Consider the following 15845-nt stretch of genomic DNA (forward strand, 5'->3'; position numbering starts at 1 on the left):
AGATGTTATCTGGCTTATTAACGCACATTATCACATTGTAACAGAAATACGCTCAAAAATCCAGTAAATCATCAAAAAAGTAACGTCGACACGGTACTTTTGTCACGCCGCACATCAGTAGTTTCCTAATGAACAAAAAAAGGACAAAGCTTAATGCTTTGCCCCCGCCCGTCCCAAATGGACGGTTGTTGTTATTCAGTTACTCAAACTTCCGGTATGGAAAGTTTGAATCAATTGTTATTTGGTGGTACAATGCTGGCTCCGCATTGACTGCAAAAAGCAGTTCCTTCCGGAAGTGTCATGCCACACTGTGGACATACGCAAGCGCCTTGTATCTTTAAGATCTCTGCCTGTAATGCAGCAATCTCATTTGTCAGAGTGCTGACATTGGCAATGCCGGCATTATCCACTTCTCCTTCTTTATTCATTTCATAATAATGCTTTCCAAGCTCAATGTACTGTTTATCAAGTGCATCTTGTTTAGATTTTATATCCATTTTCAGCTTTGCAATGTTTGAAACTTCTTTTGCTTTTTGTGATACGTCTCTTCCTGCGGAAGTTAATGTTTCTTTCATGTTGTCAAAAAATGCCATACGTTCCTCCATTCCACACCGAACGTCTCGGTGTATACTCTCCTGCTATATTTTTATGGAGAAAAGCGGTTTCCGGCTCTTCTCCACATTTCAAAACACATCATAGCATATTTTGGAGGCTATTTCAATGAGTGTACGAAGCTGTCCGAAGCATCATATATTGTCGTTTTTGAGAGCTTCGATCGGATTGTCTTTTTTGATCTTATGCATGGAGTACATCATGCTGGCAAATACAACCACAAAGACACCAAGGACAACGATGGCAACACTGCCCCATGGGATCTGGAAACCGACGTCCATTGCACCTAACAGGGAATGATAGATTGCGAAGTTTAACAAAAAGGCAAGCGGTAGTCCAAAGAGAAGTCCTTTGACGCCATATAACAGGCATTCGTAATTCATCATTCGGTCAAATCCACCTAACGTCATTCCAACAGACTTTAACATAGCAAATTCTTTGCGTCGAAGCATCACATTGGTCGAGATCGTATTGAAAATATTGGCGATCACGATCAATGAGATCAAAATGATAAATCCATACGTAAAGATCTTAAAGATCAGCAGCAATACTCTTACAGAATCGTTATTCATACGCGGACTGTACAGATTATTAGCTACGGATTTTGCAAAGCCGGAATCATTTCTCAAATAATTACTGATCGAGGTGTAGGCTGTGTTATAATCCTTGGCTGTAAAATTAAAATCGTACTGATCCAAAAAACTTACAGAATGAAACATGGTTTCTTTGGCACTTAACGGCAATGTCATCGTGATCTGATCAGCATATTCGAACGCATTTATTCCTAAAGGTGCTTTATAATCTTGGTTGTCCACTACTTTGCCATCAGTTAACGATATACTTTTTAACGCCTGTTTTTCCGGCATCATTTTTATTGCATCATAATCATATTCTTCGGAACCTTTTGCGAATGGAAATTCCATGCGTTTCAGATCAATATTCGTAAAATCTTCGGTATAGTAATAACCCGAAATGTTGCGGATACAATATATTTTATCCGGTGTAAAGCCATTTTGCAGGATGTTAAACTTCTTTGCTTTCTGGGTTTGTTTTGAGCAAAGAATACTCTCATCCCAGATCAGCGGACACAGTTTTTTAGTATCCATATATTTGGACACGTTCAGATGGTGTTCTTCCAAATATTTTTGGTAGGAACTGTCATCAATAAAGGATAACTGTACCGGTAAGATCACTTTATCACCAGCATTTTTAGCATGGAATCCGGTGTTTTCATTTTGGTTATTACCGGATTTATTAAAGCGGTAATAGCTTGTATCGATCTGCTCTTTATCTAAGATCACATACGTATTCATCGCGGATTTCGAATAGGAAGCATCGTCTACAGCGCGTAGTGATCTCATTTTTTGGTAGGACTTCTCTGCGCTTTGGTGTTTCATATCATCGTTAGAAACAGACAAGGTAATGTCAGCGGTCATTTCCTGCAGAGACATATCTATCGAGCTGGCCATATAACCATTGAACGATGCACTGCCGATAAAAAGGATGACACTGATTGCTAAAGAAAAGACGGTCAATCGGTATTTCCTGCGATTTCGCTTAAAGTTCTTATTGGCAAGCATTCCTTCAAAGCCAAATACTTGATAGATCCATTTTGTGCTGCGGATCTTGCGGCTTCGAATACGAATGTCGTGATTTTCGCGGAGTGCGTCTATGGCAGTAAGTTTCACTGCTTTTCTGGCAGGGATCGACGCCGAGATAAGGACCGTGATCACTGCAATGACTGCGGAAAGAAGCAGCGCAGCGGGGCTTATCGCAAGTGTCAGATTTACACCTTTGGTATTGTTCAAATATGGACCAATGATCTTGCCTACAAAATGCAGTGTGACTCCAATTCCAACAAGACCGGACAAAATGCCGATTGGAATGCCGATCACACACAGACACAATGCCTCAAAACATACGGAATGACGGATCTGTTTTTTGGTGGCTCCGATTGATTTTAGCAGTCCGAACTGCTTTGTACGTTCACTGACAGAAATCGAAAAGGCATTATAGATCAATGTGACACTGGCTAAAACAATGATAAAGATCAATGCACCTGCCATCGTGTTCAGCATAGCAAGGTAATTGCCGCTTTCTGCGGTCCCCATATAACGAAGCAGATTTAAATGGATCGCATAGTCGTCATCGATCAACAATTCCCTGCTATTTTTGTCGGTGTATTTTTTTAGCAGATTTTTAATCTGTTGATCGATCTTATGAGAGTCTTTCATCGTAAAAAAGACATCATGCTGTATTGCAGACGTATCTCCCGTGGTAAATACCGAATATCCGGGAGCATTAAAGTTTTCCAACGAAGGTCGTTCACAGATTCCTACGATCTTATATTGTTTTTTGACCGTGTTTTCAATCTTTTCAGCCCCTTTGGTATATTCAACACACTGTGAGGCGGTCGTGCCGTTGACGGTTCTCGTTCCGACGTTTAATGTTATGGTGTCACCGACGTTGTACGTAACGTTGCCATTGGTTTGAATATGCGAAGAAATGACCAGTTCTCCATCATTGGCCGGCATACGCCCTTCCGTCAGCTTTATTGAGATCAGTTTTTGTGTGTTTGCCGGAATGGATTCTACGCATACATAAGGTTTAGATTCGTTGGCACCGCCATTTAATTTGCTGTATCCGATATTGTCTAAAGAAATTCCCGATTGAATGCTTTTATCCTTAAGAATTGCTTTTGCTTCGTCCATGGATACGGTATTAATGCGGCCTTCCCAACGTCCGTTATCGTTAATTTCTAAATTAATGAGATATTGCTGCAAACTGGTGACGATAGATGTGACACCGGTAAACATTGCTGTTGATAAAATGATACCGATGATCGTCACAAACGTGCGCAGTTTGTTTTTATATAATGTCTGAAGTGTGAAGCGATTCATTATATTCATGCCCGATTCACCTCATCTCTTACAATTTTGCCGTCCTCGATCGCAATGATGCGGTCTGCTTGTAGTGCAATATTTTCATCATGTGTGATCATGATCAAAGTCTGGTGAAATTTTTCGTTGGATTCCCGCAACAGGTTCATGATCTCCTGACTGTTTTTGCTGTCCAGATTACCGGTCGGCTCATCCGCCAATACAACAGACGGTGCGTTCATCAATGCTCGACCGATGGACACGCGCTGCTGCTGGCCGCCGGATAATTGGTTTGGCAGATGTTTTTCGCGTCCGTCAAGACCAAGCAGACTGATCATTTCCTGCAGACGTTGTTCGTTGACTTTGCGTCCGTCTAATAATACCGGCAACGTAATATTTTCGGTTACATTCAATACCGGGATCAGATTATAAAACTGATAGATCAGGCCAACCTGGCGTCTGCGGAATATTGCCAGTGCTTCCTCGTTTTGTGCAAAAACATCTTTGCCGCCCATGATCACTTTACCGGAAGTCGGAACATCAACCGCACCGAGAATGTGAAGTAACGTAGACTTTCCGGAACCGGACGGTCCGATGATCGCTACAAATTCTCCCTGTTCTACTGAAAAACTGACACCATCCAGTGCATGTACAGCATTTTCACCCTTTCCATATACTTTTTTCAGATTATCAACTCTTAAGATTTCCAAGGTAATCCCTCCATTCTCCCAAATGTATTTCTCACATATTGGGCTTTCCATTTCTTTTTACAATACAAAGTATAGAAAATACAGGTGACTCCTTAATGACTCTATTGTGACAATTTTGTCACACAGCACCTTTATACATTCGAATTTCAAATACGGCACCGCCATCTTTCTTATGATTGTAGGCTCGGATCGTGCCATTTTGTGCAATAATGATACGTTTTGCCAAAGCAAGTCCGATGCCAACACTGTCTGTATCGGCATTTTGTCCGCGGTAAAATCGTTCAAAAATGTGCGGAAGATCCTGTTTGGTAAAGCCTCTTCCGCTATCGGTGATCTTTATCAAAAGATAGAGCGGATTGTCTTTCGTTACAATACGGATATGTCCACCTGACGGTGTATGTTCCATGCAGTTTTTCAAAATATTGCTGACAGCCTCTGTCATCCAGCTTATATCACCACGATGCTGTAAATCCGGCTGCATCTGCACTTCCAGTGTGATGTCTCGAATATCCAAAGCAATCTCTAACGGCGTTACCGCTGCCTTGATCAAATCCTCGATCTGGTACGGGACTTGCTGTAACTGTACGGTTCCGGCATCTAGTTTTGCTAACCGAAGCAGTGCGTACACCATCCAGTCAATACGTCCGGTAAGTTTCATCAGATCTTGCACATACTGCAGACGTTTCTTTTCGGAAAGATGTTCTTCCTGCAATAAATTCAATAGTAAAGAGATGGAGGTCAACGGAGTTTTCATCTGATGGGAAATATCTGCCATAGAATCTGCCAAAAATACTTTCTCTTTTTGAAGAATAGACTGTTGTTCTAACATACGCTGCACCATTTTATCAATACTCGTTGCCAATACGGCAAATTCGCCTTCACAGCAATGCTCCATGATCTGCAGTTCTTCGCCGTGTAAGATCCGATCGATCTGTTCTGCCAGCGAAGCCATTTTACGGTATTTGACAACGCTGTAGCTGATATACAGACAAAAAATGACGCCGCAAAATATCAGTAAATAGACAGCAGCGATCGTACCGCACTGCATATACATTCCGATAATTGCAGCGACAAACAGAATGGTCAACAGGATCAATTCTACTCGAAATTCCGTATTTCTTAAAAAACGCAAATCTCCTGTCCTCCTTACTCAGCACGATATCCCAGTCCTCGTACTGTTTTTATAATGGTTGGATTGGCGGCATCGGTTTCGATCTTTTCCCGCAGACGTTTGATATAAACGGTCAACGTATTGTCGTTTACAAACTCTCCTGCCACATCCCAAATCTCTTCCAAAAGCTGATTCCTGGATAATACGTTGCCCTTGTGATTGGCAAAAACGAGTAACAGGCGGTATTCTAACGCCGACAAAAACAATTCCTGTCCCTCTTTGCGGACAGTACCACCGGCAGTATCTATTGTAACGTCTCCCAATTCAATAATGTTCTGTGCTTTCCCGCATCTGCGCAATACACTGCGTATGCGGGATACCAGTTCTCTCGGACGGAAAGGTTTTCCAATATAATCATCCGCACCGAGATCTAACCCGGTGACAACACTGTATTCATCTCCGGAAGCGGTTAAAAAGATAACAGGAAGATCGTATTTTGCTTTGATCTCAGCACAGGCCGAAAATCCGTTACCCTCTGCCAGTGATACGTCCAAGAGAACCAAGGCGGTCTCTCGTTCATGCTCTTCTAAAAAAGCAATGGCATCGGTCTGACCGGCAGTATTTGAGACGAAAAAGCCTTCCAGTTTAAGAAATTCAGTCAATGTTTTTACAATAGTGGGATCATCTTCCACCAATAAAATTCGGGAATTCACATGCATCCTCATTTCTGCACAGTCCGCCTGTGCCCTGTTGTTATATGTCCAACGTTTACGAGATTGGTTCCCGCAGCCAGGCAATCTCCTCTTTATAAGGGGCTGCGCTGTTCTTTTTAGTGCCTTCACCGTCGATCACGCGCCAAGGTGTTTCAAGGATTTTCGGAATTTGGGCAAAACGTTCATCATGTACCAAGCGATGCAGCGTATCGTAACCGATCTCGCCTTCGCCAATGTTGGCGTGGCGATCCTTATGAGCACCCAGTGGATTTTTGCTGTCGTTAATATGGAATACAGCGATCTGGTCTAACCCGATCACTTCATCAAATTTTGCAAAAACACCGTCATAATCACCGACCAGGTCATATCCGGCATCATTGACATGACACGTATCAAAACATACCCGCAGACGGTCTTTTTTGTGTACACCGTCATAAATCTGCTTAATCTCTTCAAAGGTTTTGCCAAGTTCACTTCCTTTGCCGGCCATTGTTTCCAGTGCGATATAGACATCATCGTCATTATCATCTAACACCATATTTAAGCCGCAGATGATCTGTTTGATCCCGACCTCTTCACCGGCTTTTACATGGGAACCCGGATGCAAAACCAGAATATGGCTTCCCATTGCAGCTGTTCTCGTGATCTCTTTGGCTAAAAATTCCGTTGCAAGCTCAAATATCTCCGGTTTCACCGTGTTGGCAAGATTAATGATATACGGTGCATGTACAACGATCTCCTCGATCCCATGCTCTTTCGCATAGGCCCATCCAGCTTCGATATTCAGTTCAGAAACATCTTTTCGTCTTGTGTTTTGCGGTGCACCGGTATATAGCATTAATACATTCGCACCATAACTTGCTGCTTCCTTTACAGAGGCTAAAAACATCTCTTTTCCAGCCATTCCCACATGGGAACCAATTTTAATTTCCTTCAATGTTCTCTCCATTTCCTGCAATTGCCTACATAATGATATTAGTGATGTTTTGAAACCTTTTTTTCAATTGTTAATACATCGCCTTCCGGCTTATAAACAATCTTGACATAGGTGGACACCTGATCACATCCGGCTTTTATGGCAATTTTCTGACAGCCTGCTACGATTTCCATCAACTGATCGTAATCACCTTCGATCGTTGTCTCAAAGGGACCTACGGATGTAGAAAGTCCAAAACTTTTAATATATGCGATCACCTCATCAACAATACGGATCACTTCTTCATCTTCCGTTACATTCGGTAATACCTGAATTGCTACACTTGCATTCATGAAAAATCCTCCATTTCTGATTAAAACTCCGACCCCCATTATACCTATTTCCCCGAAAACCGTCAACAATAAGCAGGAAACCATCCCTCCGTTATTCTGTATAGTTCAAGCTTCGGATACGCGAAGTTTGAGTGCATAAATTGACATAAATTTGCCATACTTTCCATCTTATGGTATATTGGCAACATTGTATTTATTGTAAAGTGCCTGGCAGTATGTGACTGTTACGGCACACCTTTAATTGATGCAAAGGAATGAGGAAGATTATGGAGTTATTTCAATTGAAGTACTTTTTGGCCGTTGCCAAATACGAACATGTAACGAAAGCTGCAGAGAGTTTACACATTGCACAACCTGCTGTTTCACAGGCGATACGGCACTTGGAAGAGGAATTTGATACACCTTTATTCAATCGTGAGAACCGTCATATTACATTAAACGCAACCGGTAAAATGCTACAGAAACGTTTGACACCGATCATGGCCGCATTAGATGCTATTCCCGATGAGATCAAAGAGGCAGCGCAGCAAAATCAGCCGGTCATCCACCTGAATCTGCGCTCTGCCTCTTCGGTTATCACTAATTGCATTATTGCTTACCGGGAAATCCACCCGGAAGTCAAATTCCGCTTGTCCCAAAAACCGGATGATCCCGTTGCTGATTACTTTATTTCAGCGACCGGCTTAGATACGGAATTAAAACCTTCCCAGCGGGTGTTGTTTACGGAAGAATTTTATCTGGCAGTACCAACTTCATCGGAACTGTCCCACAAACATTCCATACGATTGCAGGACACTGCCACAGAATCATATGTCAGCTTGGAAAAAACACGCCCGGTTCGTCAGATCTGTGACGAATTTTGTGCGGCTGCTGAGTTTAAGCCGAACATCGTCTATGAAAGCGACAGCCCGGAGACAGTGCGCAATCTGATTGCAGCCGGTCTGGGGATCGGCTTTTGGCCACAGTACTCTTGGGAATCTTCATTCTCGAAGCATGTAAAACTACTTCCGATCGAAAGTCCGTTCTGCAGACGCCAGATCATCGTTACTGTTCCGGAATCCAAACAACATAATCGCACGATCATGGAATTTCATGATTTTTTGTGTGGCTGGATCAAGGAAAACATTTTATTTCCTAAAATCACCTCGTAGTTGTTTTCGCTGTCTAATTGATATTGGATCAAATCCGCATATCATCTTTACTGCTATAGCGAAGTCTTGACATAGCGCGTGCTAAGGAAGCTTTGGACATATGATATTCCCGAATACTTTGTTCCTGTCTCAACTGCTCTTTTGCACGCTCTTTTGCTTCTTTGGCACGACGTACATCGATCTCGTCCGGATGCTCTGCGGTATCCACTAATACACTGACACGATTGTTGATCACCTGTGCAAAGCCACTGCCGACCACGCCGGTGATCCACGCTCCGTCTTCTGTCTGAATACGTAATTCTCCAACATTAACGGCAAACACCATATTTTCGTGATGCGCCTGAATGCCTTTTTCGCCATCCTCCAACGGCAATATAACCTGTCTGCAATACCCCTCAAAGAAGACACGGTCACATGCTGTCACATTTAATAAAAAGGTGTTCATTGTCCACCCTCCTTTCCTGCAGGCATTTTATTATGCCTGCTTTTCTTTGCTCTTTTCGATCACTTCATCAATCGTACCCACATTGAAAAATGCCTGCTCCGGATAGTCATCCATTTCACCATCAATGATCATTTTGAAACCACGGATCGTTTCTTTCAATGGTACATATTTGCCTGGAACACCGGTAAACGTCTCAGCTACATGGAACGGCTGTGACAAAAATCGCTGTATTTTTCTGGCACGATATACGGTGATCTTATCTTCTTCAGATAACTCTTCCATACCAAGAATAGCGATAATATCCTGTAATTCAGTATATTTTTGCAAAATTTCCTGAACACGTCTTGCTGTATCGTAATGCTCTTTGCCGACAATATCTTCTTCCAAAATTCGTGAATTAGACTCTAGCGGATCAACTGCCGGATAAATACCCTGCTCTACAATTTTTCTGGATAAAACAGTCGTTGCGTCCAAATGGGCAAATGTTGTCGCCGGAGCCGGATCGGTAAGGTCGTCGGCCGGTACATATACTGCCTGTACAGACGTAACGGAACCGTTTTTCGTCGATGCAATACGCTCTTGCAATTCACCAACTTCATTAGCCAATGTTGGCTGATAACCAACTGCGGATGGCATACGGCCAAGCAACGCGGATACCTCTGATCCGGCCTGTACGTAACGGAAGATGTTATCGATAAATAACAACACATCCTGATGCTCTTCATCACGGAAATATTCCGCCATAGTAAGCCCTGTCTCAGCAACTCGCATACGAGCTCCTGGTGGCTCGTTCATCTGCCCGAACACTAATGCAGTTTTATTGAGAACACCGGATTCTTTCATTTCTGACCAAAGATCATTACCCTCACGGGAGCGTTCACCAACACCGGTAAAAATAGAATATCCACCATGTTCCGTAGCAACATTTTGAATCAATTCCTGAATCAATACGGTCTTACCGACACCGGCACCACCGAATAGGCCGATCTTACCGCCCTTGGCATAAGGTGCCAGCAGATCAATGACTTTAATTCCGGTTTCCAACACTTCTACAGCCGGACTCTGTTCCTCAAATCCCGGTGCATCTCTGTGAATGCACCAATGCTCCTCCTCATCCAAAGCTTCGCCATTATCAATCGTTTCACCTAGTACATTAAACAGACGGCCTAACGTTTTCTCTCCAACCGGCACTTTAATTCCACTTCCGGTTGCGATAACTTCCATATCTTTATGCAGACCCTCACTGGATGCCAACATGATGCAGCGCACGGTATTATTGCCAATATGCTGAGCAACTTCCATGACACAGCGTTTTCCGTCGTTATTTACCTCCAGTGCATCCTTGATAAATGGAAGGTCACTGTCTTCAAATTCAACATCAATAACAGGACCGGATACCTGAACAATTTTTCCCTTCTTCATGCTATTCCTCATTTCTGCACACGTAATTCGTTCGCAGTGAACTTTATGTCATGTGTGCTTAAGACATAAAGTCATAGACACCTATTTGTGTTTGCGTTTTTGTGCTTTTGCGCCGCTGATGACTTCTGTGATCTCTTGTGTGATCGCCGCCTGCCGCACGCGATTATACTCGATGGAAAGCTGCGCTAATATCTGTTTCGCACTATCCGTTGCCGACTGCATTGCCATCATACGGGAATTGTGTTCGCTCGCATAAGATTCTACCAATGCACCATAAATAAATCCATTGATGTAATTCGGAACCAAACGCTCTAAGATCGTATTCCAAGAGGGTTCTGCCTTAAGCTCTTCCTGATATACATCAATTGGCATATGAACTTCAAATTCCTCTTTCGATAACGGTAAAAGCTTACGCATTTCCGCCACTGTCGTCATCGAATTTTCCATGCAGGTGTATATGATATACACTTCGTCTAGTTCACCATTTCGATATCGTTCTAAAATATCATCGGTGATCATTCTTGCACGGTGCAGGCTTGGACTTTGTACAGTGTACTTAAAGTGCTTATGCACATGAAGCCCCTCTCTTGCAAAATATTGACGACCAAGCTCTCCAAGTACGAACAAACTGTTTTGTCCGCCATCTTCGAACAGGGAATGTGCCATCTTGATCACATTGTGATTATATGCACCGGCAAGTCCTTTGTCGGCGGTAACTACAATGTAGCCGGTCTTTTTGTCTTCTGTCGGGATCTGACTGGTATCCTTAAAATAAATACTGTCCAGATCCGGGATATGACGCAGGATACGACGAAACGCCTGCTGCAATGAATAAAAATATGGTTCAGTGTCAGCTAGTTTCTTCTTGGCTTTCTGTAACTTGGTTGACGAAATCATATACATCGCATTGGTGATCTTCATCGTATCTTTTATGCTTTTCATGCGTTTTTGTATTTCCTTCGTATTCGCCATAATACTCCTCGTTTCTGCACACGCATTTGCGCATCAATTATTAATTCTGTTCCAAATATTTCTTGGCACCGGCTACGATGGATTCTTTCAATTCGTCGGTCAGATCCTTATCGTTATCGATGCGTTTCATGATCTCCGGATAATTACTATGGAAATAATCTAACAAGCCAAGCTGTGTTTCCTTGATCTGCTCCTTTGGAATCGGAATAAACAATCTGGAAGTTGCTGCTACCAAAGTGACTACCTGTTCAGCCAAAGACATTGGATGTCCTAAAGGCTGCTTTAATAATTCCATCAGTCCATTACCATAAGCAAGCTGTTCCTTCGTTTCTTCATCCAGATCCGAACTAAACTGCGTAAACACTTCCATCTCACGGAACTGTGCCAGATCAATACGAACGGTACCGGATGCTTTTTTCATTGCTTTCGTCTGTGCCGCACCACCAACACGGGATACGCTAAGACCTACATTGACAGCAGGTCGCATTCCGGCAAAGAACAAATCGCTCTCTAAAAATATCTGACCGTCTGTGATGGAAATTACATTTGTCGGTATGTAGGCAGACACATCTCCTGCCTGCGTTTCAATGATTGGAAGTGCCGTAATGGAACCACCGCCTAACTCATCGCTTAACCGGCTGGAACGCTCCAGCAAACGGGAATGCAAATAAAATACATCACCAGGATATGCCTCACGACCCGGAGAACGCTCTAATAACAGAGATAAGGCACGATAGGCAACTGCATGTTTAGAAAGATCGTCATAAACGATCAAAACATCTTTTCCTTCATACATGAAATATTCTGCCAAAGCAGTTCCGGAATATGGTGCAATATATTCCAATGATGCTGATTCACTTGCGGTAGCCGTTACGACAATGGAATAATCCAACGCATCATTTTTTTCTAAAGTATTCACTAACTTTGCTACGGTAGATGCTTTCTGACCGATTGCAACATAGATACAAATAACATCTTTGCCTTTCTGGTTCAAAATAGCGTCCATCGCAATTGAGGTCTTACCGGTCTGTCTGTCACCAATGATCAACTCACGCTGACCGCGGCCGATCGGAAACATAGAATCAATAGACAAGATTCCGGTTTCCAGCGGAACGGAAACGGATTTACGATCCACGATTCCCGGTGCATCACATTCGATCGGGCGATAGTCATCGGCTTCAATGTCGCCCTTGCCATCAATTGGAGCACCCAGTGCATTGACAACGCGTCCTAAATAATGTTCTCCAACCGGAATACCGGCACGTTTCTTGGTACGAGTTACTTTCATTCCTTCACGAATGCCGGTGTCTTTACCTAAGATAATGCAGCCGATCTCCGTCTGTTTAATATCCTGTACCATTCCCTTTACACCGTTTTCAAAAATCACGATCTCGCCATACATCGCATGTTCCATACCATAGATGGTTGCAATTCCGTCACCAACCCAGATTACGGTACCTACTTCATGCTCTCTGCTTTCTATTTCGTAATTTTCAATCTCGCTTCTTAAAATAGATATAATATTTTCTGAGCTGATTGTACTCACATCATCATCTCCTAGTCAATTTTTGTTTTAAGCCGTTTACACTGCCTAAAATGCTTTGATCGATCTCCAGATCACCGATCCGGATCACGAATCCACCGATCAAACTGTGATCTTCTTCCAGCGTTAGCTGTAATTGTTGACAGCCAAGCTTTTTACAAAGTCCCTGTTCGATATTTCTAAGCTGTGCTTTCGTCGGTTCTGTCATATAATAAAGTGTTCCGACCAAAATACCCTGACTTTCTCTGCGCCATATCTCATATGCCGAGAATATGTCAGGAAGAATCTCTGCTTCGTTGTAATCACAAACCTTCTTAAGAAAAGAATGCATTTCCTGAGGAAACAGTTTGTCAATGATCCGATGCTTTTGAGCACGGGTCACGATCGGACTGTTCAACACTTTACGCAATTCTTCCGACTGTAAGTAAAGCTGCTTAGCGGTTTCAACAGCATCTTCTGAAATTCCAAGTTCAAACAGAACTTTTCCATAATTAATTGCCGTCTGCTTCATGAGATTCCCCTATTCCAGCAATATACTGATCGTAGATAGAGCGATCCACACTGGAGTCCGCCTGCTCTTTCAGAATCTTACCAGCCGCAGCCATGGCGACACCGGCAATCTGTTTTTGCATGGCTTCCATCGCCTGCTCGCGCTCGTTTTCTACATCCTGTTTTGCTTTTTCCAATATACGATTTGCCTGCCGCTCTGCTTTCTGAACACGTTCCTCATACTCCTTACCGGCACGTGTTCGGGATTCTTCTACTATCTGTTTGGATTCCTCTTTGGCATTTTCGAGCAGACCATCATATCGCTGTTTTAACTGCATAGCTTCGTCTTCCTTGCTCTGTGCAGTAGCAAACTGCTTGTCGATCATCTCTTTGCGTGCTGCCAATATATTTTGAATCGGTCCGATCAAAAAATGTCTCATGGCAACATACAAAACGACCAAATTTAACAAGGTAAAGATAAATCCATCAAAACGTAACATGTTGTATCGCCAGCCTTTCTGTCTGTATTAATGAAGCATCAATATGATCAGTAAGGCAATAACGAAACCATAGATAGCAGTTGCCTCGGCTAATGCACAACCAAGCACTAAGTTGACTTTGATCTTTGGTTCTGCTTCCGGCTGTCTTGCGATTGCATCCACTGCTTTGGATGTAGCTAAACCAATACCAATACCTGCTCCGATACCTGTCAAAACTGCAATACCTGCTCCAATAGCGATTAACTGTGTCATAATTTACCTCTTTTCTGCGCTGCCTGTATGTAATCAATAGCTTGCTGCGCACAGCGCCCGCCTTGCAAGCTTTCTTAATACTTAAACTCTTAATACTTAAACTCTTAATCCATCTCCACTGCTTCACCAATATATAAAGCAGTCAAAAATACAAATACAAATGCTTGGATCAGTCCGTCAAAAATATCAAAATAAACACTAAAGACGGCTGGTAAAACTGCCGGAACGACAATTTTTAACAACTCCATAACAACATAGGAACCAAGTACATTACCAAACAATCGCATACACAGCGACAACGGTCTGGTAAACACTTCCAAAAGATTGATCGGTGCTACGATCCATATTGGTTCCAAGAAACCTTTCAACCAGCCTTTGGTCCCTTTTTGGCGGATTCCTGCTACTTCTACCAGAACAATGCTCATAACGGCCATTGCAGCGGTAACACCCATATCTTTTGTAGGTGGCTTGAATCCGATCAGCCCAATCAGGTTGGCTACTGCGATATACAGCAACACGCTCAGCAAATACGGTAGATATTTTAATCCGTTTGCTCCGAGCAGTTCACCAAAAAAGCTCTCTGCCATCTGGTATCCCGATTCCAAAGCAAGCTGTACCTTGCCAGGATTATCAATGGATAAGTTTCTTGTCAGTAAAATGGAGAGGAGAATCAATAACGCCATAATGATCCATGTTACGACGACTGATTCCGGAACTTTGATGCCGCCAAAAGCGGGAATTGTGAATACTGTATTGCAGTTTAATTCTTCCATCAGCTCCTTTGTTAATGCCTCCGTAATACTCACTTCCTTTCCATGGCTTTTTGCCATGTCTCCCATTATATGCATTCCATTTCTGATGTCTAATAACTTCTGATTATTTTATCATTCGCATTTTTTATAAATACCATAAAGCCTTATTTTATAAGTCTTTAGAACCAAAAAGAACCAATCCCGGTAAAACCCGGATTGGTTCTTTTTGTCATTAACTCAAACTCCCCATACCTCAAATCCTCCACAACCACATATTGCTTATTATGTCAATAACTATATAGCATTTTGCAGCCAACAAAGAGCGATTTCTGCCATCAGAGAACTATAGTAATTGCCTTGCCGCATTTTCGTTTTTGGTGATTTCTAGATTTTGTTATCTCTGATGATTGATTTACATGCCTTTCGGAAACTCGAAGTCCCGGAAGCAAGGTAATCATCATTTTTGAAAGGGACTTTGCGCTCGTCGTTACTTATGTCTCGTATTTCAGAGACATTAAGTAACGTGACGTAGCGCATCGTAGCGAAAGCGTCCCGTCCAAAAATCGATGATACCTTGCTAGACCGGGACATCTCAGACAATCCTTCAGGCATGTATTCATCAGAGATGTAACAAAATAAGAAATCACACAAAAACTCTGCGTTCTGCGGCAATTATCTTAGTTCTCTGATGACAGAACTATTTAGTGTATTGGCTGCAAAATCTGATTAAATTCTCGACATAATAAGCAATATGTGGTTGTACAATAACTTCCGGTATGGGAAGTTTGAGTCATTAACAGTGAATCAAAAGTTTAACATAACTTCATTAATTTGCAGTTAGGGATGCCGGCTTTCCAAAAATCCCGAAGTGGAATATGTTTCACCTGACAAAGAATGCTGGAATTCATAGCACCATGTCCAACGATCAATATGTTTTTTCCCTCTTTGAGCTGCGGATATACAATTTCGCTTAAAAATTGACCGGTTCTCTCCCAAAGTTCCTGCATACTCTCTGCACCGTCTCG

At 42.5% G+C, this 15845-nt stretch carries 17 protein-coding genes; 1 reads left to right on the forward strand and 16 read right to left on the reverse strand.

The window, feature by feature from the left end; all coding sequences use genetic code 11:
- Window positions 1-230 precede the first annotated feature (230 nt).
- From DXB73_RS03910 to DXB73_RS03940, 7 genes are all read right to left on the reverse strand, one after another.
- Window positions 231-593, reverse strand: coding sequence for a zinc ribbon domain-containing protein (locus DXB73_RS03910; protein WP_022025361.1), 363 nt, complete (start codon window positions 591-593; stop codon window positions 231-233).
- A 153-nt stretch (window positions 594-746) separates the two neighbouring features.
- Window positions 747-3521, reverse strand: coding sequence for an ABC transporter permease (locus DXB73_RS03915; protein WP_118690210.1), 2775 nt, complete (start codon window positions 3519-3521; stop codon window positions 747-749).
- Window positions 3518-4201 carry an ABC transporter ATP-binding protein gene (locus tag DXB73_RS03920; RefSeq protein WP_118690211.1) on the reverse strand — a complete coding sequence of 228 codons (684 nt, stop codon included), beginning with the start codon at window positions 4199-4201 and terminating at the stop codon, window positions 3518-3520. Before DXB73_RS03920 ends, DXB73_RS03915 begins: the two co-directional genes overlap by 4 nt.
- 118 nt (window positions 4202-4319) lie before the next feature.
- Window positions 4320-5333 (reverse strand): HAMP domain-containing sensor histidine kinase, encoded by a 1014-nt coding sequence (locus DXB73_RS03925; protein WP_022024974.1) that lies wholly within the window; start codon window positions 5331-5333, stop codon window positions 4320-4322.
- A 14-nt stretch (window positions 5334-5347) separates the two neighbouring features.
- The gene (locus DXB73_RS03930; RefSeq protein ID WP_243103972.1) at window positions 5348-6025 is read right to left on the reverse strand and encodes a response regulator transcription factor; all 678 of its coding nucleotides are present in this window, start codon (window positions 6023-6025) and stop codon (window positions 5348-5350) included.
- A 55-nt stretch (window positions 6026-6080) separates the two neighbouring features.
- Window positions 6081-6962: a deoxyribonuclease IV gene (locus tag DXB73_RS03935; RefSeq protein WP_347559510.1), complete on the reverse strand. Its 882-nt coding sequence runs from the start codon at window positions 6960-6962 to the stop codon at window positions 6081-6083.
- Window positions 6963-7000: 38 nt separating this feature from the next.
- Entirely contained in the window at window positions 7001-7294 is a 294-nt protein-coding gene (locus DXB73_RS03940; RefSeq protein ID WP_118506398.1) for a thiamine-binding protein, read from the reverse strand.
- 266 nt (window positions 7295-7560) lie between these two features.
- On the opposite strand from DXB73_RS03940, the gene DXB73_RS03945 reads away from it, so the two are divergent.
- Window positions 7561-8445 carry a LysR family transcriptional regulator gene (locus tag DXB73_RS03945; RefSeq protein ID WP_118690213.1) on the forward strand — a complete coding sequence of 295 codons (885 nt, stop codon included), beginning with the start codon at window positions 7561-7563 and terminating at the stop codon, window positions 8443-8445.
- A gap of 28 nt (window positions 8446-8473) precedes the next feature.
- On the opposite strand, the gene atpC is transcribed toward DXB73_RS03945, so the two are convergent.
- The 9 genes from atpC to DXB73_RS03995 all read right to left on the reverse strand — a co-directional run.
- The gene (atpC, locus tag DXB73_RS03950) at window positions 8474-8890 is read right to left on the reverse strand and encodes an ATP synthase F1 subunit epsilon (RefSeq protein WP_118690214.1); all 417 of its coding nucleotides are present in this window, start codon (window positions 8888-8890) and stop codon (window positions 8474-8476) included.
- Window positions 8891-8920: 30 nt separating this feature from the next.
- On the reverse strand, window positions 8921-10312 hold the full coding sequence (gene atpD, locus DXB73_RS03955) for a F0F1 ATP synthase subunit beta (RefSeq protein WP_118506401.1): 1392 nt from the start codon (window positions 10310-10312) through the stop codon (window positions 8921-8923).
- Window positions 10313-10393: 81 nt separating this feature from the next.
- Complete coding sequence (atpG, locus tag DXB73_RS03960) at window positions 10394-11284, reverse strand: ATP synthase F1 subunit gamma (protein WP_118690215.1); 891 nt, start codon at window positions 11282-11284, stop codon at window positions 10394-10396.
- A gap of 40 nt (window positions 11285-11324) precedes the next feature.
- Window positions 11325-12830, reverse strand: a complete 1506-nt coding sequence (gene atpA, locus DXB73_RS03965; RefSeq protein ID WP_022024968.1) for a F0F1 ATP synthase subunit alpha — start codon at window positions 12828-12830, stop codon at window positions 11325-11327.
- Window positions 12831-12834: 4 nt separating this feature from the next.
- Complete coding sequence (atpH, locus tag DXB73_RS03970) at window positions 12835-13338, reverse strand: ATP synthase F1 subunit delta (RefSeq protein ID WP_022024967.1); 504 nt, start codon at window positions 13336-13338, stop codon at window positions 12835-12837.
- Complete coding sequence (atpF, locus tag DXB73_RS03975) at window positions 13319-13816, reverse strand: F0F1 ATP synthase subunit B (RefSeq protein ID WP_118690216.1); 498 nt, start codon at window positions 13814-13816, stop codon at window positions 13319-13321. Before atpF ends, atpH begins: the two co-directional genes overlap by 20 nt.
- A 27-nt stretch (window positions 13817-13843) precedes the next feature.
- Entirely contained in the window at window positions 13844-14068 is a 225-nt protein-coding gene (gene atpE, locus DXB73_RS03980; RefSeq protein ID WP_022024965.1) for an ATP synthase F0 subunit C, read from the reverse strand.
- A 104-nt stretch (window positions 14069-14172) separates the two neighbouring features.
- Window positions 14173-14898 carry a F0F1 ATP synthase subunit A gene (locus DXB73_RS03985; protein WP_243103973.1) on the reverse strand — a complete coding sequence of 242 codons (726 nt, stop codon included), beginning with the start codon at window positions 14896-14898 and terminating at the stop codon, window positions 14173-14175.
- A 734-nt stretch (window positions 14899-15632) separates the two neighbouring features.
- The coding region (locus tag DXB73_RS03995; protein WP_147354896.1) for a histidine phosphatase family protein at window positions 15633-15845 on the reverse strand (213 nt) is incomplete at its 5' end.

The sequence above is a fragment of the Clostridium sp. OM05-6BH genome (assembly GCF_003481635.1).
Lineage (GTDB): Bacteria > Bacillota > Clostridia > Lachnospirales > Lachnospiraceae > Butyribacter.

Bases quoted from the DNA above. Each gene is read 5' to 3' on its own strand.
- atpH (WP_022024967.1), bottom strand. From the start codon at position 13,338: ATGAAGCAGACGGCAATTAATTATGGAAAAGTTCTGTTTGAACTTGGA.
- DXB73_RS03985 (WP_243103973.1), bottom strand. From the start codon at position 14,898: ATGGCAAAAAGCCATGGAAAGGAAGTGAGTATTACGGAGGCATTAACA.
- atpF (WP_118690216.1), bottom strand. From the start codon at position 13,816: ATGTTACGTTTTGATGGATTTATCTTTACCTTGTTAAATTTGGTCGTT.
- atpD (WP_118506401.1), bottom strand. From the start codon at position 10,312: ATGAAGAAGGGAAAAATTGTTCAGGTATCCGGTCCTGTTATTGATGTT.
- DXB73_RS03945 (WP_118690213.1), top strand. From the start codon at position 7,561: ATGGAGTTATTTCAATTGAAGTACTTTTTGGCCGTTGCCAAATACGAA.
- DXB73_RS03915 (WP_118690210.1), bottom strand. From the start codon at position 3,521: ATGAATATAATGAATCGCTTCACACTTCAGACATTATATAAAAACAAA.
- DXB73_RS03910 (WP_022025361.1), bottom strand. From the start codon at position 593: ATGGCATTTTTTGACAACATGAAAGAAACATTAACTTCCGCAGGAAGA.
- atpG (WP_118690215.1), bottom strand. From the start codon at position 11,284: ATGGCGAATACGAAGGAAATACAAAAACGCATGAAAAGCATAAAAGAT.
- DXB73_RS03940 (WP_118506398.1), bottom strand. From the start codon at position 7,294: ATGAATGCAAGTGTAGCAATTCAGGTATTACCGAATGTAACGGAAGAT.
- atpE (WP_022024965.1), bottom strand. From the start codon at position 14,068: ATGACACAGTTAATCGCTATTGGAGCAGGTATTGCAGTTTTGACAGGT.
- atpC (WP_118690214.1), bottom strand. From the start codon at position 8,890: ATGAACACCTTTTTATTAAATGTGACAGCATGTGACCGTGTCTTCTTT.